Annotated in this window: 18 protein-coding genes; 11 read left to right on the forward strand and 7 right to left on the reverse strand. The window is 72.3% G+C overall.

The window, feature by feature from the left end:
- The first annotated feature begins 234 nt into the window (after positions 1 to 234).
- The 7 genes from ACGFXC_RS14465 to ACGFXC_RS14495 all read left to right on the forward strand — a co-directional run bounded on the left by ACGFXC_RS14465 (position 235) and on the right by ACGFXC_RS14495 (position 7,461).
- The gene (locus tag ACGFXC_RS14465; RefSeq protein WP_393712678.1) at positions 235 to 801 is read left to right on the forward strand and encodes an RNA polymerase sigma factor; all 567 of its coding nucleotides are present in this window, start codon (positions 235 to 237) and stop codon (positions 799 to 801) included.
- Complete coding sequence (locus ACGFXC_RS14470; protein ID WP_393712680.1) at positions 798 to 1,817, forward strand: CU044_5270 family protein; 1,020 nt, start codon at positions 798 to 800, stop codon at positions 1,815 to 1,817. The genes ACGFXC_RS14465 and ACGFXC_RS14470 overlap by 4 nt, the downstream gene beginning before the upstream one ends.
- A gap of 241 nt (positions 1,818 to 2,058) precedes the next feature.
- The gene (locus ACGFXC_RS14475; protein WP_393712682.1) at positions 2,059 to 2,676 is read left to right on the forward strand and encodes a peptidase inhibitor family I36 protein; all 618 of its coding nucleotides are present in this window, start codon (positions 2,059 to 2,061) and stop codon (positions 2,674 to 2,676) included.
- A gap of 286 nt (positions 2,677 to 2,962) precedes the next feature.
- A complete protein-coding gene (locus ACGFXC_RS14480) occupies positions 2,963 to 3,289 on the forward strand; it encodes a resolvase (RefSeq protein WP_393712683.1) in 327 nt (108 codons plus the stop codon).
- A 116-nt stretch (positions 3,290 to 3,405) separates the two neighbouring features.
- Positions 3,406 to 5,298, forward strand: coding sequence for a C1 family peptidase (locus ACGFXC_RS14485; RefSeq protein WP_393712685.1), 1,893 nt, complete (start codon positions 3,406 to 3,408; stop codon positions 5,296 to 5,298).
- Positions 5,299 to 5,371: 73 nt separating this feature from the next.
- A complete protein-coding gene (locus ACGFXC_RS14490; protein WP_393712687.1) occupies positions 5,372 to 6,076 on the forward strand; it encodes a GntR family transcriptional regulator in 705 nt (234 codons plus the stop codon).
- An 8-nt stretch (positions 6,077 to 6,084) separates the two neighbouring features.
- Positions 6,085 to 7,461: a nitrate/nitrite transporter gene (locus ACGFXC_RS14495; protein WP_393713189.1), complete on the forward strand. Its 1,377-nt coding sequence runs from the start codon at positions 6,085 to 6,087 to the stop codon at positions 7,459 to 7,461.
- A gap of 19 nt (positions 7,462 to 7,480) precedes the next feature.
- Here ACGFXC_RS14495 and ACGFXC_RS14500 read toward each other — a convergent pair whose 3' ends face one another.
- The gene (locus ACGFXC_RS14500; protein WP_393712689.1) at positions 7,481 to 8,305 is read right to left on the reverse strand and encodes a maleylpyruvate isomerase family mycothiol-dependent enzyme; all 825 of its coding nucleotides are present in this window, start codon (positions 8,303 to 8,305) and stop codon (positions 7,481 to 7,483) included.
- Between the two features lie 137 nt (positions 8,306 to 8,442).
- On the opposite strand from ACGFXC_RS14500, the gene ACGFXC_RS14505 reads away from it, so the two are divergent.
- Together ACGFXC_RS14505 and ACGFXC_RS14510 are read left to right on the forward strand one after the other, a co-directional pair.
- Complete coding sequence (locus tag ACGFXC_RS14505) at positions 8,443 to 9,246, forward strand: carbon-nitrogen family hydrolase (RefSeq protein ID WP_393712691.1); 804 nt, start codon at positions 8,443 to 8,445, stop codon at positions 9,244 to 9,246.
- Between the two features lie 28 nt (positions 9,247 to 9,274).
- The gene (locus tag ACGFXC_RS14510; protein WP_393712692.1) at positions 9,275 to 9,706 is read left to right on the forward strand and encodes a hypothetical protein; all 432 of its coding nucleotides are present in this window, start codon (positions 9,275 to 9,277) and stop codon (positions 9,704 to 9,706) included.
- Between the two features lie 95 nt (positions 9,707 to 9,801).
- Here ACGFXC_RS14510 and ACGFXC_RS14515 read toward each other — a convergent pair whose 3' ends face one another.
- Positions 9,802 to 10,308 carry an LURP-one-related/scramblase family protein gene (locus tag ACGFXC_RS14515; RefSeq protein WP_393712694.1) on the reverse strand — a complete coding sequence of 169 codons (507 nt, stop codon included), beginning with the start codon at positions 10,306 to 10,308 and terminating at the stop codon, positions 9,802 to 9,804.
- A gap of 32 nt (positions 10,309 to 10,340) precedes the next feature.
- Between ACGFXC_RS14515 and ACGFXC_RS14520 the strand changes: the two genes are divergently transcribed.
- Positions 10,341 to 11,147 (forward strand): hypothetical protein, encoded by an 807-nt coding sequence (locus ACGFXC_RS14520; RefSeq protein ID WP_393712696.1) that lies wholly within the window; start codon positions 10,341 to 10,343, stop codon positions 11,145 to 11,147.
- Here ACGFXC_RS14520 and ACGFXC_RS14525 read toward each other — a convergent pair.
- Together ACGFXC_RS14525 and ACGFXC_RS14530 are read right to left on the reverse strand one after the other, a co-directional pair.
- Positions 11,110 to 12,264, reverse strand: a complete 1,155-nt coding sequence (locus ACGFXC_RS14525; RefSeq protein WP_393712698.1) for an acyltransferase family protein — start codon at positions 12,262 to 12,264, stop codon at positions 11,110 to 11,112. The two genes, ACGFXC_RS14520 and ACGFXC_RS14525, sit on opposite strands and share 38 nt — an antisense overlap.
- A gap of 61 nt (positions 12,265 to 12,325) precedes the next feature.
- Entirely contained in the window at positions 12,326 to 12,880 is a 555-nt protein-coding gene (locus tag ACGFXC_RS14530) for a Uma2 family endonuclease (RefSeq protein WP_393712700.1), read from the reverse strand.
- Between the two features lie 103 nt (positions 12,881 to 12,983).
- On the opposite strand from ACGFXC_RS14530, the gene ACGFXC_RS14535 reads away from it, so the two are divergent.
- Positions 12,984 to 14,816: an NHL domain-containing thioredoxin family protein gene (locus tag ACGFXC_RS14535; protein WP_393712702.1), complete on the forward strand. Its 1,833-nt coding sequence runs from the start codon at positions 12,984 to 12,986 to the stop codon at positions 14,814 to 14,816.
- 46 nt (positions 14,817 to 14,862) lie between these two features.
- Here the strand turns inward: ACGFXC_RS14535 and ACGFXC_RS14540 are convergent, their stop codons facing one another.
- From ACGFXC_RS14540 to ACGFXC_RS14550, 3 genes are all read right to left on the reverse strand, one after another.
- Positions 14,863 to 16,155, reverse strand: a complete 1,293-nt coding sequence (locus ACGFXC_RS14540; RefSeq protein ID WP_393712704.1) for a M18 family aminopeptidase — start codon at positions 16,153 to 16,155, stop codon at positions 14,863 to 14,865.
- 102 nt (positions 16,156 to 16,257) lie between these two features.
- Complete coding sequence (locus tag ACGFXC_RS14545; protein WP_393712706.1) at positions 16,258 to 16,992, reverse strand: hypothetical protein; 735 nt, start codon at positions 16,990 to 16,992, stop codon at positions 16,258 to 16,260.
- A gap of 145 nt (positions 16,993 to 17,137) precedes the next feature.
- On the reverse strand, positions 17,138 to 18,964 hold the full coding sequence (locus ACGFXC_RS14550; protein ID WP_393713191.1) for an acyl-CoA dehydrogenase: 1,827 nt from the start codon (positions 18,962 to 18,964) through the stop codon (positions 17,138 to 17,140).
- Positions 18,965 to 19,085 lie beyond the last annotated feature (121 nt).

Raw genomic sequence — 19,085 nt, forward strand, 5'->3', positions numbered from 1 at the left:
CCGAGGAGATCATCCGCGCCGCCCTCGACATGCCGCCCGACCAGGATCGCGAAGTCCTGGGCGTGTCCCCCAGGCGCCGGAGATTGCGCATCACGCGCTCGCCTGCCCGAGGCGGCAGGCCGACAGTGGCCGCGGCCTCGGCCCCCGTCGTCGTCAAGGCAGCTCCAGAGACCGCACAGTCCAACGTGACGCACGTCACATGCAACGACCCGCTTCAAACGGACACTAACCAACGTGGACCAGCAACTGTTCGCGGAAATCTATGATGCGCATGCCCAGGCGGTGTACGCGCACGCCGTTCGCATGACCTCCGACCCCACCGGTGCGGAGGACATCGTCTCCCTCACCTTTCTTGAGGCATGGCGGCTCCGCGAAACCCTCGACGGTGTCGCCAGTCACCGAGCCTGGCTGCTCGGAGTCGCCACCAACGTCCTTCGCAACACCCGCAGGACCGCTCGCCGCCATCGCGAGGCGATGACGCGTCTCCCGCGTCCGGACGTCGTTCCGGATCTGGCGGACGCGGTGGTTTCACGCATCGGCGACAGGGCCAGGGCGGACGCCGCGCTAGCTGCGCTGAATCGGCTGCGTCGTGCCGACCGCGAGGTGATCGTGCTGTCCGTCTGGTCGGGCCTCTCCCACGCGGAGGTGGCGGCGGCCTGCGGCGTAACGGAGGGAACCGCGCGCTCCCGGCTCTTCCGGGCACGCAGCCGCCTACGCAAACTCACCATCGCCCATCTGGCTTCTGAGCCGGCCAACGGACGCGGGCCCGCGTCCCGAACCGCGCGGGAGGGACACCTGTGAACGCCGCCGATGACGACACGCAAATCGAATTGTCCGAGCGTGAAGAGATCCTCCGGCGAATGCCCGGCATTTCCGACGCGGAAATGCCCTTCCGTGGCGACCGCCTGACGAGGGAGCACCTGATGCGAGAAGCAGCTCGAAGTGAGCGGACGGCCCCGTCGCGGCGGTCCAAGCGCCCGTTGTTCATCTCCTTGGGAGTGGTGGCGGCGGCGTGCGCCGTGGCTGTCGCCTTCACCCTGGGTGGGAACGGCCCTGGGGATCACCTTGAAGCCGCGAAGCCCGATCCCGCCGCCGTACAGCTCCTGGACAGGATTGCCCTGGCCGCCGCCGAGACGTCAGCCCCGGCGGTCCGCGACGGGCAGTTCCTGTACACGAAGACCAGCGGCCACTCCACGTCCCTGTCCGAGGTGGCGGGCGGAGAGATGGAGCCGGCTCGGACTGATGAGTCCGCAGAGCAGTGGGTATCGGTCGACGGCTCGGCCAAGACGATGACGCGGACCGCGAAGGGCACGGAGGTGGATCCGCAGACGGACCCGGGTCAGGGCAAGCCGAGCATCAACGGGCCCACGTACCGCTTCCTCGAATCGCTCCCGACCGACCCCGACAAGCTGCTGGAGCTCATCTACGCGGACACCCGCCTCAACCACGGCAAGGACTCCGGCTCGACCACCGGACCCGATCAGGAGGCCTTCGTCGCGATCGGAGACCTCCTTCGCACGATGGAGGCTCCCCCCGGAGTAAGCGCGGCCCTCTACCGGGCAGCGGCCCGCATCCCGGGAGTCGTGATGGTGCCCGATTCCACGGACTCCGTCGGGCGGGCCGGTGTAGCCGTCGCTCGCGTTCACAAGGGCGAGCGGACGGAATGGATCTTCGACAAGTCGAGCCTCCGGCTTCTGGGTGAGCGCACGTTGCTCCTCAAGGACAGCGCTTGGGGCAAGGCGGGCACGCCGGTGACATCGGTGTCCATCGTCGCCCGAGGAGTCACGGACCGGGCCGGCCAACTCCCGAGGCAGTGAGAAGTGTGATTCGGGCAAAGATTCGAGAAGGAGTCCGGATCGCCGCCGGTTCGAACTCTTGTGTGAATTCGGTCACTTCTGATTCTCGTGAGGCTGCCTAGTCTCCTGGTCTGCCCCGGCACTAGACCCACGCCGTGGGCGGGCAAGCTCCGCCATCCAGACGGACAACCAGGGGGAAAAACAAGTGCGTTCACTTCGCGTCGTCGTCGCTTCGGCCGCCGCTGCCGGCGCTGTTCTGCTCATGGCACCCACTGCGGGTGCCGCGACACCTTCGCCGGCCGCACCCGTCCCGGGGAGCCTCAGCCCGGCGGCCGAGAAGGAGATCCGCTCCGGCACCGACGCCTCCAAGCCCGTGATCGCTACGTACAAGGGCAAGCAGATCGACCTCGCCAACGGCTGGCAGGGAGCCCAGGTCTGTGCCGAGGTGCCGAACGGTGAAGTCCGGTGTTTCGACAGCCAGGCTGAGGCGGACGCCTCGCTCGCCAAGGAGAACGCCGTCCTCGCCAAGGAGACGGCCGCCAAGCGCAAGGCGCTCGGCGCGCAGGCGCCCGCCTCGACGTTCGCTGCGGGCGACTGCGCCAGCGGTTGGGTCTGTCTGTGGGAGCACTCCAACTACACCGGCCGCCGTCTCCAGTGGAGTGCAGGTGGGACCAAGAACCTCAGCAATTGGAACTTCCGTGACCAGGCCAGTTCCATCTGTGTCAACCGCCCCCAGTTCGGCGGAACCCTGGTCGACTTCCGGGACTTCATGCCGGATCCGTCGATGTCCATCCCTGCCGGCAGCTGCTACGACCTCACGACGCTCGGGTACGTAACGGGCGGCACGTGGAACGACAAGGCCGACGCCCTGGACATGTAGCGCGTCACGGCCCGGCTGAGCAGCCGGGCCATCAGCAGTGAGCATTCGAAAACGCAGGGAAAGGGTCCCCGGTCGGTGACCGGGGACCCTTTCGGTCACGATCGATCGAGCGCTGCGGTTCTTTGTGGCGTGCAACGTGTGCGAGGGCGGGATCGTTCAGCTGAGTGGGGCTGGGCGTCGGCGTAGAACGTGCAGTACAGCCTGCCGCCAAAAGACCGACATGCCGGGGAACTTCACCCGGGTGTCGGCGGAGGTGGAGGGCTCCCAGGTCGTGTAGGCCCCGCCGGTGCGAGCGCGCGCCCACGGTGTCAGCCGCGGCGCGATCCGCACCGCCGTCGCCGACCTCCTGCCCGACGAGGCCGCCGTCGAAGCGGCCTCCCCGGCACCGGAGCTGCCGGTCACCCTCGACATGCCGGGCAGGGTCGCCGACTTCCTCTTCGCCGCCCGACTTGACCCCCCAGAACAGGCCGCACTCGACCAAGGCATGCCCGTACGGCGCGGCCGGGACTACACCCTGCGCGTCACCGCTGTCCCCACCGTGCACCGCCGGCTCCTCGCCCGCTGCCAGCCGCTCCCCGAGGCCGGTACCGGTCCGCGCACCGGTCCCGCGTAGCGGTCCGTCCGCGACGGCCGTGCCTCCGTGCGCCCGCGCGGACCCCCTTGACGGGGGCCGGTGGCGGGGAGACGCTCCCGGGTCTCAGGACCGGGCGGTTGCAGCTGGGGGGCGGTATGCCGGGGGAGTTCGGCCAGACGGCGGGGGAGCTGCGGGCACGGCTCGCCGCGTACGGGGCGCGGTGGTCGGTGAGCGAGCACCTGGCCGACGGGGACCCCGTACCGCGCCCCTCGCTCGGCCTGGAGCCGGGGGTGAACCTGACGCCGGCCGCCGAGGCGGGGGCCGTGGACCTGCGGGCGCTCGTCGGCCGCCCGAGCGGCAACCCGCACCTGACCCGCCGCCGCGCCGCGCACGGGCTGCTGGACGGGGAGCCCCCGGCGGCCGTCGCCCCCCGCCCCGTGGCCGTGGACTGGCGCAGCCGCTGGGGCTGGCCCTGGCTCACCAAGGTGAAGGACCAGAACCCCTGCGAGTCCTGCTGGGTCTTCGCCGCGACGGGCCTCGTCGAGTCGATGGCCCGGATCGAGCACGACGTGTGGGCCCGGCGCTCCGAGGGGGACGTGCACGACGGGCTGAAGTCCGCCTGCGGGCAGGGCGGCAACCCGGAGACCGCCCTGGACTGGATCCGGACCAACGGCGGACTCGCGGACCCCGACTGCTGGCCGTACGGCACCCCGCCCCCCGGCCTGCCCGCCGAGCGGCGCGAGGCCTGGCGCGCCGAGTACACGCCCAGCTGGGACCGCTCCGGGCGCACCGTCCGGATCACCGGCCACGTGCGCCTGGGGGACGTGGAGCAGCAGAAGGCGTGGCTGGACACGGTCGGCCCGCTGACCGCCTGCTTCGACGTCTACGACGACTTCTTCGGGCTCGGCTCCGGCGTCTACCACCGCACCAGCGACCGGCTCGCGGGCGGCCACTGCGTGCTGGTGGTCGGCTACGACGACGCGGCCGGCTGCTGGCTGTTCAAGAACTCCTGGGGGACCGGCCACCACGTCGGCGGCTACGGCCGGATCGCGTACGGCGAGGTGAACATCGACTACTGGGCCAAGTCCGGGCTGCTCGGCACCAACATCGACCCCTGGAGCAAGCGGCGCCTGCACGCGGGGAACGTCTACGAGAGCGGCAACGGCCCGGCCCACCGCAACTTCGAGCTGGCCGCGACGGCGGGCGGCGGTGGCCGCCTGCGGCACTGGTGGCGCGAGGGCGACGCCCCCTTCGGCTGGTCCCCGGCGGCTTCCTTCGCCTCGGACGCCTCCGGTCAGCCCGCCTTCACCGGCACCACCTACAACCGGAACATGGAGTCCCTGCACGTCACCACCGGCGGTCGGCTGCGCCACTGGTACTACGAGCAGGCCGTCGGCGTCTGGCGCGACGGCGGCGCCTTCGGCCCGGGCGACGCGGCGGTCGGCTCGACCCCGGCGTTCATCCAGAGCGACTACGGCAAGCCGGGCAACTTCGAGGTGGTCGTGCGCACCGCCGACGGCCGGCTGGGCCACTGGTGGCGGATCAACGGCGCGCCCTGGACGTGGCACGACGGCGGCCGCTTCGCCTCGGGCATCGCCCACTACGGGCCCGCCCTGGTGCAGACCCGCGGCCGCCACCTGGACCTGGTGGCCGCGCGCGAGGACGGCACGATGCAGTTGTGGTGGCGCGACGACCCGAACGGCTTCGTCTGGCGCCCCGGCGAGGTCTTCGGCGCCGGGATCACCTCCGCGCCCTGCCTGATCGAGGCGCAGTACGGGGCGGTGGACGAGGACACCGCGGGCAACTACGAGCTGTGCGCGGCGCGCGCCGACGGCCGCGTCGAGCACTGGTGGCGCGGGAACGCGGCGGGGGCCGGCTGGCTCCGCGACGCGGTGTTCGGCCACGACGTCCTCGGCGTCACCGGGATGCTCCAGGGCAGCTTCGGCTTCAACCTGGAGGTCGTCGTCCTGCGCACCGACCGCCTGCTCCAGCACTACTGGCGCGACGGCGCGGGCTGGCACGAGGGGGCGGTGATCGGGCCCGTGTGACCCGCGCACCGTCCGCGCGTCCGGATCGTGGACACGGATACACATGCACCCTTCATGTATCTATCCTGTGCGCATGCCAGCCCCATCGCCCTCGCCCGCCGCGCCCGCTTCGCCCGCCGCGCCGACCACGCCGCCCGCCCAGAAGCCGCCGCCCGCCGCCGACCGCGTCTACCGGCACGTCAAGGAGGGCGTGCTGGAGCGCCGTTACGAGGGCGGGGTCCTGCTCACCGAGGGGGAACTCGCCGAGGCCGTCGGGGTCTCCCGTACGCCGGTGCGCGAGGCGCTGCTGCGGCTGGAGACCGAGGGGCTGCTGAAGCTGTACCCGAAGAAGGGCGCGCTGGTGCTGCCGGTCTCCGCGCAGGAGATCGCCGACGTCATCGAAACCCGCCTGCTGGTCGAGGAGTTCACCGTCCGCCGGGCCGTGCCCGCGCCGCCCGCCCTGCTGGAGCGGCTCGCGGAACTCGTCGCGGAGCAGCGGCGCTGCGCCGGGCGCGGCGATCTGGCGGCGATGATGCACGCCGACCGGTGCTTCCACGCCGAGATCGTCCGGCACGCGGGCAACCAGATCCTCTGCCGCCTCTACGACCAGCTGCGCGACCGCCAGCTGCGGATGGGCGTGGCCCTGCTGCACGCGCACCCCGACCGGGTGGAGCGCTCCCTCGCCGAGCACACCGAGATCCTGGACGCCCTGCGCTGCGGGGACGCCGAGACCGCCGCCGCCGCCGTACGCGGACACGTCGGCCGGGTCGCGGAACTGGTGCGGGGGACGGGCCGGTGAGCGGGCCGGTGAGCGGGCCGGTGAGCGCCTCCCGCACCGCCCCGGTGTTCAGGGACCCGCCCGGCGGCCGCCGGGCCGTGGCCGTCTGGTCGATCGGCGTCGCCGTCTACTTCGTCGCCGTCATCTTCCGCACCAGCCTGGGCGTCGCCGGACTCGACGCCGCCGACCGCTTCCACGTCAACGCCTCGGCGCTGTCCACCTTTTCCCTGCTCCAGCTCCTGGTCTACGCGGGCATGCAGATACCCGTCGGTCTGATGGTCGACCGGCTCGGCACCAAGAAGGTGCTCACGCTGGGCGCCGTCCTCTTCACCGCCGGACAGATCGGCTTCGCGCTGTCCCCCTCCTACGGGATGGCCCTGGCCGCCCGCGCCCTGCTGGGCTGCGGCGACGCCATGACCTTCATCTCCGTGCTGCGGCTGGGCACCCGCTGGTTCCCGGCCCGGCGCGGGCCGCTGATGGCGCAGCTGGCCGGGCTGGTGGGGATGGCGGGCAACCTGGTCTCCACCCTGGTGCTGGCACCGGTCCTGCACGGGCTCGGCTGGGTGCCGGCCTTCGCGGGCAGCGCCGTCGCCGGGCTGGTGGTGCTCGTCCCGCTGGTGCTGTTCCTGCGCGACCACCCCGAGGGCCACGAGCCGGCGCCGGCCGCGCCGACGGGCGGGGCGCGGGGCGCGGGCGCCTTCGTGCGCCGGCAGATCGCCGACTCCTGGCGGGAGCCCGGCACCAAGCTCGGGCTGTGGGTGCACTTCACCACCCAGTTCCCCGCGATGGTGTTCCTGCTGCTGTGGGGGATGCCGTTCCTCGTCGAGGCCCAGGGGCTGTCCCGGACCACCGCGGGCGCCCTGATGACCCTGGTGGTCGCCTCCAACATGGGCTTCGGGCTGATCTACGGCCAGATCGTCGGCCGCCGCCAGGCCTCCCGGATTCCGCTCGCCCTCACCACCGTGGCGGTCACCGCCACCCTGTGGGGCGCCGTCCTCGCCAGCCCGGGGGACCGGGCGCCGATGTGGCTGCTGGTCACCCTGTGCGTGGTGCTCGGCACCTGCGGGCCCGCCTCGATGATCGGCTTCGACTTCGCCCGGCCCGCCAACCCGGCCGAACGCCAGGGCACCGCCTCCGGCATCACCAACATGGGCGGGTTCCTCGCCTCGATGACGACCCTGCTGGCGGTGGGCGTGCTGCTCGACGCCACCGGCGACAACTACCGGATCGCCTTCTCGTCGGTCTTCGTCCTGGAGGTGCTCGGCGTGACCCAGATCCTGCGCCTGCGCGGCCGGGCCCTGGCCCGCGAACGGGAGCGCGCCGTCCCCGCCGCGCAGCAGCCGCCGGACGTGGTGCTCGCGGCCCCCTCCGGCGCCTCCGCCGCCTCCGCCGCCGCGGAGGTCTGAGGGGGTGGCCCGGCGGGTCCTACGGAGTGACCGCGAAGGCCGCCAGGATCGCGTCGGCCAGCTCCGGGTCGCCCTCGGCCTTGACCCGGTCGGCCACCGCGCGCGGCCGCACCCGGCCCGCGGCGAGCCGTACGTACGTCTCCCAGTCCATGGTGAGCGTCACGGCCGGGCCCAGCGAGGGCGACTTCTCCAGGGTGGCCCGGCCCGTCGCGTCGACCCGTACGGTCCGCATGAACTCCAGCTGCCCGTGGACGTCCAGCACCACCGCCGAGTGGGGCGGCGCGCCCGCGCCCTTGGCGACCGCCTTCGGCAGCCCGGCGAGCAGGAGGTCGCGCGCCACGTGGGCGCCAGGGGAGTCCCAGTTGCCGGGCACGCCCAGCGCCGCCCGCAGGTCCTGCTCGTGGATCCACACGTCGAACGCCCGCAGCCGCAGCGCCTGCTCCAGGGTCACCTGGTCGCCGAGCGGCCCGCGTACCAGGGTGGCCGGATCCCGCTTCTCGCCGCGCAGCTGGCGCGCGCGGCGGATGACCGTGTACTCCAGCTCGGAGGTCATCTCCGGGGCGGTGTGGTGGCGCCGGACGTCAACCTGCACCTCCATGTACCGGGTGAACTCGTCGACCACGTGCCGCAGGTCGCGGGGCAGGGTGTGGATCGGGCGCGGGTCGCCGAGCTGCTCGCATTCGATGCCGATGACGTGCGACACGACGTCGCGGACGGACCAGCCGGGGCACGGGGTCGCCCGGTTCCACTCGCTTTCGGCCAGCGGGAGGACCAGCTCGGTTATCGCCTCGATGGAATGTGTCCACGCGTCGGCATAGGGCTCAAGGCTGGGATGGACGGTCACGGGACCCCTCGCGTGCAGTTTCAGTGGCGCGTTGTGGACTATTCCCAAAACTACGCTGCCGATGAGCACCCCGGCAGTGCTTTCGTGTGACGATCGTAGGCCCGAGTGGACGGCTGATAGGCCAGGACGGTGGTACTGTGCGCGCTTCTCTGATCCAAATCGCGGTGAACGAAGGGGAGTCGGTGGCCTCCCGGCGTTCGCGCGCCGCCGAGCTCGTGCGCGAGCAGAGCGGCAGCGACCTCGTCGTGCTGCCCGAGCTGTGGACCGTCGGGGCGTTCGCCTACGAGCAGTTCGAGACCGAGGCCGAACCGCTGGACGGCCCGACGTACGAGGCCATGTCCAAGGCCGCCCGCGACGCCGGGGTCTGGCTGCACGCCGGCTCCGTCGTCGAGCGCGCCGGTGACGGCTCGCTCTACAACACCGCCCTCGTGCTGTCCCCGACGGGCGAGCTCGCCGCGAGCTACCGCAAGATCCACCGCTTCGGCTTCGACCAGGGCGAGGCGGTGCTGATGTCGCCAGGGGACTCGCTGACGACGGTGACCCTGCCGGAGCAGACCCTGGGCCTGGCCACCTGCTACGACCTGCGCTTCCCCGAACAGTTCCGGGGCCTGGTCGACGCGGGCGCCACGACCATGGTCGTCTCGGCGGGCTGGCCGGCCCGGCGGCGCGCGCACTGGACCCTGCTGAACCGGGCGCGGGCCGTCGAGGACCAGGCGTACGTACTGGGCTGCGCGCTGGCCGGCACCCACGCGGGCGTCGAGCAGTCCGGGCACAGCCTGGTGGTCGACCCGTGGGGCGAGGTGCTCGCGGAGGCGGGCCCGGGGGAGTGCGTCCTGACGGTGGAGCTGGACCCGGCGAAGGTGGCCGCCACCCGGGAGCAGTTCCCGGCGCTGAAGGACCGGGTGCTGGGGCTGCGCACCCCGGACCGGAACGGCTCATGATCCGGCGCGGACCGGGCAGGACAGCTGCATGACCCACCGCAACGACACCGCGGCCGCGCCGCACGAGGCCCCGGCGGCCCCGGTCCGGCCGACCGCCGCGCGCGTGGCCGCGCCCGCCCCTGACGCCCCGTCCGTCCCGGACTCCGGGTCCCGGGAGGGGGGCGGTGCCCGCGAGTTCGACGCCGCCGTCGAGGCCGCGGCCGAGCCGCACGAGCCCGCCCCCGGGGAGAGCGCGGCGCGCGACCGGGTGCGAGCCGAGGCCACCGGCATGGCCCACCACGAGGCGCAGGACGCCCTGGAGGCGGCCCGCGGGGCGGGCGAGGACCCGGCCGTCGTGGCGGAGTGGGAGCGCATCGGGGAGCACCTGGCGGACCACGGCGGCCCCTACGCCCCGGAGTCCGATCCGTACGTCCAGGGCCAGCTCACGGCCCGCTCCCACCACGGACACGACCGCCCCTAGCGCACGCGCGGCGCCCGGCCGGGGACGGCGGGGTGCGTCCTCGGGCGAGGGCGGGCCCGCCGTCCCCGCGGCGGCCCCTCCCCGGAGCCGGGGTCTCAGTCCTCGGGGTCCGGGTCCTCGCGCTCCTTCTCCGCCATCCGGATCACGCACACCGCGACGGCGATGAGCAGCGCCGGGTCCGCGTCCTCGCGGATCACGTCGACGGCGTACGTCTCGCGGATCCGGTACCACTGGCGGGAGATCAGCGCGAGCAGTTCGCCGTCGTACTCGACCCTGAACTCGCGGTCCAGGATCCGCCCGCTGACGTCGAGTCCGGTGCCGTCGACCAGCGTCACCAGGAAGTGGTTGCGCAGCAGCGACAGCCGCTTGCGGCGGATCACCGCGAGGCGCTGGTCGTCCCGCTCCAGGGTCATCGCGTCGCGCAGGGCGAACAGCTTCGCCCGCAGGGTGATCAGGATCCGGCCGTCGCGGTCCTTCAGCTCCAGGGTGTCGCGGAAGCGCAGGGCCTTCCCGTCGACGAGGAAGGCGGGCCGGCCGTCCTCGTCCTCGATCCAGTAGTCGTCCCCGATGGCCAGCAGTTTGTCCCGTACGAGGTATTTCATGCGCTGATCGTTGCCCGCGATAGGTTGCCGCCATGCCTCTTCTCTACGTGACCGACCTGGCGTACCCGGCGCGCGGCCGCCGGTACGGCGACGAGGACATATTCCTCACCGCCCGGCTCCGCGAGCACTTCCCGCTGGCCCTGTGCCATCCGCTGGACGCGGCGGCGCTGCTGCCCGGCTTCGACGCGGTGATCGTCCGCAACAGCGGGCCCGTCCTGCACCACCAGGAGGCCCACGACGCCTTCCGCGCGGCCGCGCTCGCCGCCGGGACCCGCGTCTACAACCCGCTGACCGGCCGCGGCGACATGGCCGGCAAGCAGTACCTCCTCGACCTGACCGCCGCCGGGTTCCCGGTCATCCCGACCGTCGACGACCCGGCGGACCTGCACCTGCTGCCGCGCGCGGCCTCGTACGCGGTGAAGCCCAAGCGGGGCGCCGACTCCATCGGGCTCACCTTCACCGCCGAACCGTCCGGACCGGCCGGGGAGATCCTGATCCAGCCGCGGATCGACTTCGCGTACGAGGTGTCGTTCTACTTCGTCGACGACGCCTTCCAGTACGCCCTGTACGCGCCCGACCCGCGCCGCCGCTGGGAGCTGGCCCCCTACGAGCCCACGGACGCGGACCTGGCCTTCGCCCGCCGCTTCACCGACTGGAACACCCTCGCGCACGGCATCCAGCGCGTGGACGCCTGCCGGGCCCCTTCGGGCGAGCTGCTGCTCGTCGAGCTGGAGGACCTGAACCCGTACCTCTCCCTGGACCTGCTCCCGCAGGGCGTCCGCGACGCCTTCGTCGAGGCCCTCACGGCTTCGCTGCGCGCGTTCCTCGCCACCGCCTGAGCAGCAGCCGCCGGCCCGGCACCTCCACCCAGGTGTGCAGGGCCCAGGCCAGGGCCAGGGACACCGAGAAGGCGGCGGCGAGCACCAGCAGGCCGCCGTCCCACAGGGAGAGCTTGGGGTGCCCGCCGAAGAGGTGCTCGCCGGTCCGGATCACCAGGATGTGGACCATGTAGAAGGCGAAGGACACCTCGCCCAGCTTGACGCTGAGCCGGCCCCGCCAGGGCGAGGGCTCCCCCGCCACGTCGGCGCGGGCGGCGGCGGCGATCAGGCAGGTGAAGCCGAGGACGGTGCAGGCGACGGAGCGGTAGGCGTAGTCGGCCTGGTAGCTCAGGAAGTAGCCGCTCATGGCCAGCGCGAGCGAGGCCGTCAGGCCCGGTCCGCGCCAGCGCCCGGAGCGCACCAGCTCGGCCACGGCGATGCCGAGGACGAACTCGGGGAGGCGCACCAGCGGGAAGAAGTACTGGGACCAGACCGTGCCGTCGGGCGTGCCGGTCAGCTCCCAGACGGCCGGCACGGCCAGTACGGCGGCCAGCGCGATCCCCGCGACGGGCCACGCGGAGCGCGGGCCGAGGCGGCGCAGCGGCCACAGGAGCAGCGGGAAGCAGAGGTAGAAGAACGCTTCGCAGGCCAGGGACCAGCTGACGGGGTTCAGCCCCTGGAAGTACGGGATCTCCAGCACCCAGGACTGTACGAGCCCCAGGTTCGCCGCGAGCGGGCGCAGCCCCTGCTCGGTGTCCGGCGCGAACGCCACGGCCATCAGCAGCGCGAAGCCGGCGGTGACCAGGTGCAGCGGGTACACGCGGGCGAACCGGCGCCGGTAGAAGGTCAGGATCCGCCGGCCCGTGGGGGCGGTGGCGGAGGACCAGGCGAGGACGAAGCCGGACAGGACGAAGAAGAACGACACCCCGCTGTTGCCCGCCCCGAAGGCGAAGGTGACCAGGTCCTGGGAGCGGCCGCCGAAGTACTCCACGATGTGCACGTGGTACAGGAACACCATCAGCGCGGCCGTCCACCGCAGCCCGGTGAGCGAGGGCAGCGAAACGATTCCGCTCGGCCGGCCCCCCTCGGCCGCGGTGCGGGTGCCGTCGGGCCCGGATATCAGTTCTGTCGTCGCCACGGCCGGAAAAACTAGCACGCCGCCGCGTTACGCCCGGGGTCCGCGACCGCGCCGGGGGGCGCTAGAGACCGCTGGTGTCGAGCTCGATCCCGAACGGCTCCGGCAGCCGCACCGGCGTCCCGAAGGCGTGCGGACCGTCGACGGTGGCGTAGCCGAGCCGACCGGGCCCGGAAAACAGGGTGACGGCCTTGTCGACCCGGTCCACCAGCAGGTAGAGGGGGGCGCCGTACTCGGCGTACCGCTTGCGCTTGACGACGCGGTCGGTCTCCGCGTTGGACTCGGAGGTGATCTCCACGATGAGCAGGGTCTGGTCGGGGACGAGGGAGCCACCGCCCTTCGCCAGTTCCTTCGGAGCCACCGCGAGGTCGGGGACGTACCAGTTCGCGGAACCGGGAAGGTCGAGGTTTCCGGACCCGGTGACACAGCCCAGTGCTCGCACCCGGGGCTTGATCTGGTCGCGGATCTCCTCGGCGGCGTTCTCGTGGTCCCAGTTCGGCGTCACGCTGTCGATGACCCCTTCGACGATTTCGGTCCGGTCCCCGCTGTGGTGCTGGATGGCGTACTTGAGGGCGCGCTGGGCGTCGCCTTCATCGGCGTATTCGTACGCGGAAGTCATGCGGGACGCCTCCTTCGCAGGTTGCCCCCAGCCTGGCAGGTCCGTCGGCGGCCCGTCGTCACCCACGTGGGTGCACTTCGTCCGGGGTGGCACCCTTGGGGGCATGACTTCTGCCGCGCCCGAGCCCCGCCGCCGTGCCCGTGTCCGTGCCCCCGAGCTGACCGGTGAGGGGGGCTGGCTGAACACCGGCGGCAACGCCCTCACCCTCGCGGACCTGCGGGGGCGGATCGTCATCCTCGACTTCTGGACCTTCTGCTGCATCAACTGCCTGCACGTCCTCGACGAGCTGCGCGAGCTGGAGGAGAAGCACCGCGACACCGTGGTGATCATCGGGGTGCACTCGCCGAAGTTCGTGCACGAGGCCGACCACGCCGCCGTCGCCGACGCCGTCGAGCGGTACGGGGTGCACCACCCCGTGCTCGACGATCCCGAGCTGGCGACCTGGAAGCAGTACGCCGTGCGGGCGTGGCCCACGCTCGTGGTGATCGACCCCGAGGGGTACGTCGTCGCGCAGCACGCCGGCGAGGGCCACGCGCACGCCATCGAGCGGCTCGTCGCGGAGCTGGAGGCCGAGCACGCGGCCAAGGGGACCCTGCGGCGCGGCGACGGGCCGTACGTGGCGCCCGAGCCGGTCGCCACCGACCTGCGCTTCCCCGGCAAGGCGCTGCTGCTGGAGAACGGCAACCTGCTCGTGTCGGACTCGACGCGGCACCAGCTCGTGGAGCTCTCCCCCGACGGGGAGGACGTCGTACGGCGCATCGGCAGCGGGGAGCGGGGCTTCGGACCGGACGCCTTCAGCGAGCCGCAGGGCCTCGCGCTGCTGCCCGACGGCCGGGTCGTGGTCGCCGACACCGTCAACCACGCGCTGCGCGCCTACGACCCCGCCACCGGCGCCGTCGAGACCGTCGCCGGGACCGGGCGGCAGTGGTGGCAGGGCTCGCCCACCTCCGGGCCGGCCCTGGAGACGGACCTCTCCTCCCCCTGGGACGTGGCCTGGTGGCGGGGCCGGGTGTGGATCGCCATGGCCGGCGTGCACCAGCTGTGGACCTGGGACCCGGAGGCGGGCACCGTCCAGGTGGCCGCCGGGACCACCAACGAGGGGCTCGTGGACGGCCCCGCCGCCGAGGCCTGGTTCGCGCAGCCGTCGGGGCTGTCGGCCGCCGGGGACCGGCTGTGGATCGCCGACGCCGAGACCAGCGCCCTGCGGTACGCGGAGCCCGCCGGCGCGGACGGCGCGGACGGCTACGTGATCCGCTCCGCCGTCGGCACCGGCCTGTTCGACTTCGGCCACCGCGACGGCGACGCCGCCCAGGCCCTGCTCCAGCACCCCCTCGGGGTGACGGCCCTGCCCGACGGCTCGGTCGCGGTCTGCGACACCTACAACCACGCCCTGCGCCGCTTCGACCCCGCCACCGGGCAGGTCACCACGCTGGCCACCGACCTGCGCGAGCCCAGCGACGCCGTCCTCGTCGGCGGCGACATCGTGGTCGTGGAGTCCGCCCGGCACCGGCTGACCCGGCTGCGGCTGCCCGAGGAGGCCGTACGGGTCGACGCGGTCGCCCACCGCACCCGGCGGGCCGCCACCGACGTCGCCCCGGGCACGCTCCGCCTCGACGTGGTCTTCCGGGCCCCGGCCGGGCAGAAGCTCGACACCCGCTACGGGCCCTCCACCCGGCTGCTGGTCTCCTCGACCCCGCCGGAGCTCCTCACCGCCGGGGAGGGCCCCGGCACGGACCTGTTCCGCGAGCTCGTCCTGAACCCGGAGGTCACCGAGGGCGTCCTGCACGTGTCGGCGATGGCCGCCTCCTGCGACGACGACCCGGCCAACGAGTACCCGGCCTGCCACGTCCACCAGCAGGACTGGGGCGTACCGCTGCGCGTCACCGCGGACGGCGCCGCCCGCCTCCCGCTGGTCCTGGCGGGCCTGGACGCCTGAGCCCCGCCCGCCGCGGCCGGACCCGCCCGGGTCCGGCCGGGGCCGCTCAGCCCTCCAGGAAGGACAGGAGGGCGTTGGCGAGCAGGAACGGGTCGTCGGCGCCGCAGAGTTCGCGGGCGGAGTGCATCGAGAGGATCGCCACGCCGATGTCCACCGTCTGGATGCCGTGCCGGGCGGCGGTGATCGGGCCGATCGTGGTGCCGCAGGGCATCGAGTTGTTGGAGACGAAGGTCTGCCACGGCACCCCGGCGCGCTCGCAGGCGCCCGCGAACACGGCGCGGCCGCTGCCGTCGGTGGCGTACCGCTGGTTGACGTTGACCTTCAGGATCGGGCCGCCGTTGGCCCGCGGGTGGTGCGAAGGGTCGTGCCGCTCCGCGTAGTTGGGGTGGACGGCGTGCCCGGTGTCGGAGGAGAGGCAGATGGTGGCGGCGAAGGCCCGCGCCCGGTCCTCGTAGCTGCCGCCGCGGGAGAAGACAGAACGTTCCAGCACGTTGCCCAGCAGCGGCCCGTCGGCGCCGGTGTCGGACTGCGAACCGTTCTCCTCGTGGTCGAAGGCCGCCAGCACCGGGATGTGGTCCAGGGCGGGGTGCGAGGAGACGGCGGCGAGGGCGGCGACGCCCGCGTGTACGGACAGCAGGTTGTCCATGCGCGGTCCGGCCAGGAGTTCGCGGTCGCGGCCCAGGTAGGCGGGCGGCTCGATCGAATGGACCATCAGGTCCCAGCCCGCCACCGAGCCCTGCGGCAGCCCCTCTTCCTCCTCCAGGAAGGCGATCAGGTCGCCCTCGCGGGCGTCACCGAGACCCCAGATGGGCTGCATGTGGCGCTGCTTGTCCAGCTTCAGGCCGTCGGTGTTCACCGACCGGTCCAGGTGCACGGCGAGTTGGGGCACGCGCAGCAGCGCGCGGTCCACGTTCACCAGCCGCTCGGTGCCGTCGCGCAGGCTCAGCCGCCCGGCCAGGCCCAGGTCGCGGTCCAGCCAGGTGTTGAGCAGGGTGCCCCCGTAGATCTCCACGGCCACCTGCCGCCAGCCCTGCGAGCCCGTGTCCGGGACCGGCTTGACCCGGAGGTTGGGGGAGTCGGTGTGGGCGCCGACGATCCGGAAGGGGGTGTGCGCGGCCGCGCCCTCCGGCACGTACCAGGCGATGAGCGCGCCGCCGCGCAGGACGAACCGGCCCCCCGTGCCCGAGTCCCAGGCGTCCTGTTCCGACAACTGCCTGAATCCGGCCTTCTCCAGCCGCTCCGCCGCGTTGGCCACGGCGTGGTACGGCGACGGACTGGCCGTCAGGAAGGTCATCAGGTCGTCGGTGTGGCCGCGGTCGAAGCGGGCGGGAGAGCTCATGTGGTTCACCTTAACGACGGTCGTGTTCGTCATGTCCGGACTGCGGCGGATAGCCGAAACGCTGGGCGCCGGGGGCTCTTTGGCCCCGCGGCCCCGTCGTTCTCAGCCCGGCGGACGCTCGAATCTGCGCTGCAGTTGTCTGCGCTCGCCCCGGCGGATGCGCGGGAGCATCTCGGGGGTCTGCGCCGGGCGCTGCGCGCGTCTTTTGCGTCCGGCGCAGAAGATACAGGCCTCGCCGGGAGGGGCATCGGGGTCCACGGGCGCGCCCGGGTGTTCGGAGCATCCGGAGGCCCCCCGCGGCCGGGACAGTTCGCGCGCGACGATGAAGGCCCGGTGCAGGTCGTCGGCGATGCGCACGAAGTCCTGGTCGGGCGAGCCGAGCGTGAGGTGGAAGCGCTGCTCGTCGATCGTGCGCAGGTACTGCCGGAGCGTGTCGAGCGTGTACGGGGGCTCGGGCACGGGGTAGCCGAGGCGGCGCTGCTCGCCCGCCGCGGCGGGGCCCGCGGCGCGCCCGCCCTGGAGCCGCCGGCCTAGGCGGCGCCGGTCGTTGCAGATCAGGCAGCGGCCCCAGCCGTCGGGCGCCTCGGGGTCGAGGGCTCCGTTGGGGTGCTCGGGGCAGCCCGTGTAGCTCTTGGCGGGGGCCAGGCCGGAGGCCGTGCGGAAGGCGACGTACAGGGCGTCGGCGACGGGGTCGTACTCGGCCGGGTGCGCGCCGTCGTACAGCTCGGTGATCCGGTCGCCGAGGGCGCCCACATTGGCCTGCAGCTCCTTGAGGGCGTACGGCCGCCCGGTGGGGACGGAATACCCCCTGCTGTGGTGCTGCTCCTGTGGACTCATGCCTACGAGCGTCCCATGAACGGCCGACATCGGGGAAAGGCGCCGGTGGGTGGGTCCGGTCACACCGGCGGCCGGGCCTCCGAAACGGAGGCCCGGCCGCTGTGCGTACACCGCGTACGCGGGGTGCGCCCCGCAGGGCGGGCGGCTAGAAGGCGGCCTCGTCCAGCTCCATGAGGGAGTTGTCGACGGCCTCGGCCAGCGCGCGCTGGACGGAGACGCCCGGCAGCACCTGGCCGGCGAAGAACTTCGCGGCGGCGATCTTGCCGGTGTAGAAGGCCACGTCCTTGGCGGAGGCGGTGGCGAGCTTCTCGGCGGCCACGGCCGCGCCCTTGAGCAGCAGGTAGCCGACGACGACGTCGCCGGAGGCCATCAGCAGGCGGGTGGTGTTCTGGCCGACCTTGTAGATGTTCTTGACGTCCTCGCCGGTGGCGGTGAGGTCGACGATCATCTGGCCGACGATGGCCTCCAGGTCCACGGCGGCCTTGGCGAGGGCGTCGCGGGCGGGGGCGAGGTCGTCGCCGCCGGGGCCCTCGGCGAGGAACTTCTTGATCGTCTCGGAGAGGACGTTCAGCGAGGCGCCCTGGTCGCGGACGATCTTGCGGAAGAAGAAGTCCTGGCCCTGGATCGCGGTGGTGCCCTCGTAGAGGGTGTCGATCTTGGCGTCCCGGATGTACTGCTCGATCGGGTATTCCTGGAGGTAACCGGAACCGCCGAAGGTCTGCAGCGACTGGGCGAGCTGCTCGTAGGAGCGCTCCGAGCCGTAGCCCTTCACGATCGGCAGGAGCAGGTCGTTCAGGCCGATCTCGGCGGAGGCGTCCTCGCCCGCGGCCTGCTTGACCTGGATCGTGTCCTGGACGGAGGCGGTGTACAGCACGAGGGCGCGCATGCCCTCGGCGTACGCCTTCTGCGTCATGAGGGAGCGGCGCACGTCGGGGTGGTGCGTGATGGTGACCTTGGGGGCCGTCTTGTCCATGAAGTTGGCCAGGTCCGGGCCCTGCACGCGCTCCTTGGCGTACTCCAGGGCGTTCAGGTAGCCGGTGGAGAGCGTCGCGATGGCCTTCGTGCCGACCATCATGCGGGCGAACTCGATGATCATGAACATCTGGCGGATGCCGTCGTGCTTGTCGCCGATCAGCCAGCCCTTGGCGGGGTGCTGGTCGCCGAAGGTCATCTCGCACGTGTTGGAGGCCTTGAGGCCCATCTTGTGCTCGACGTTGGTGGCGTAGACGCCGTTGCGCTCGCCCAGCTCGCCGGTCTCCCAGTCGAAGTGGAACTTCGGGACGAGGAAGAGGGACAGGCCCTTGGTGCCCGGGCCGTGGCCCTCGGGGCGGGCGAGGACGTAGTGGAGGATGTTCTCCTCCATGTCGTGCTCACCGGACGTGATGAAGCGCTTGACGCCCTCGATGTGCCAGGAGCCGTCGTCCTGCTGCACGGCCTTGGTGCGGCCCGCGCCGACGTCCGAGCCGGCGTCCGGCTCGGTCAGCACCATGGTCGAGCCCCAGCGCTTCTCGACGGCGATCCCGGCGACCTTCTTCTGCGCCTCGTTGCCCTCTTCGAAGAGGATGCCGGCGAACGCCGGGCCGGAGGAGTACATCCACACGGCCGGGTTCGCGCCGAGGATCGTCTCGGCGAAGGCCCAGATGAGGGAGCGGGGCGAGGTGGTGCCGCCGATCTCCTCGGGCAGGCCCAGGCGCCAGTACTCGGAGTCCATGAAGGCCTTGTAGCTCTTCTTGAAGGACGCCGGGACGGGCGCGGTGTTGGTGGCCGGGTCGAAGACCGGCGGCGTGCGGTCGGCGTCCTCGAAGGAGGCGGCCAGCTCGTTCTCGGAGAGCTTGGTCATCTCGCTGAGGATGGTCCTGGCGGTCTCGGTGTCCATCTCACCGAACGGGCCGGTGCCGTACACGTTGTCGCGGCCGAGCACCTCGAAGAGGTTGAACTCGATGTCGCGGAGATTCGACTTGTAGTGCCCCATGGCGACGGCTCCGTTAAGGCTCGGGGAGACAGGTTCCTCGTACATACCAATCGGTAATGTCATGATGCTACCCACCGGTAATAACACGCAACCCCTCACCGAAGACTGTGACCAGCGTCAA

This window comes from Streptomyces sp. NPDC048507 (genome assembly GCF_043199995.1).
Lineage (GTDB): Bacteria > Actinomycetota > Actinomycetes > Streptomycetales > Streptomycetaceae > Streptomyces.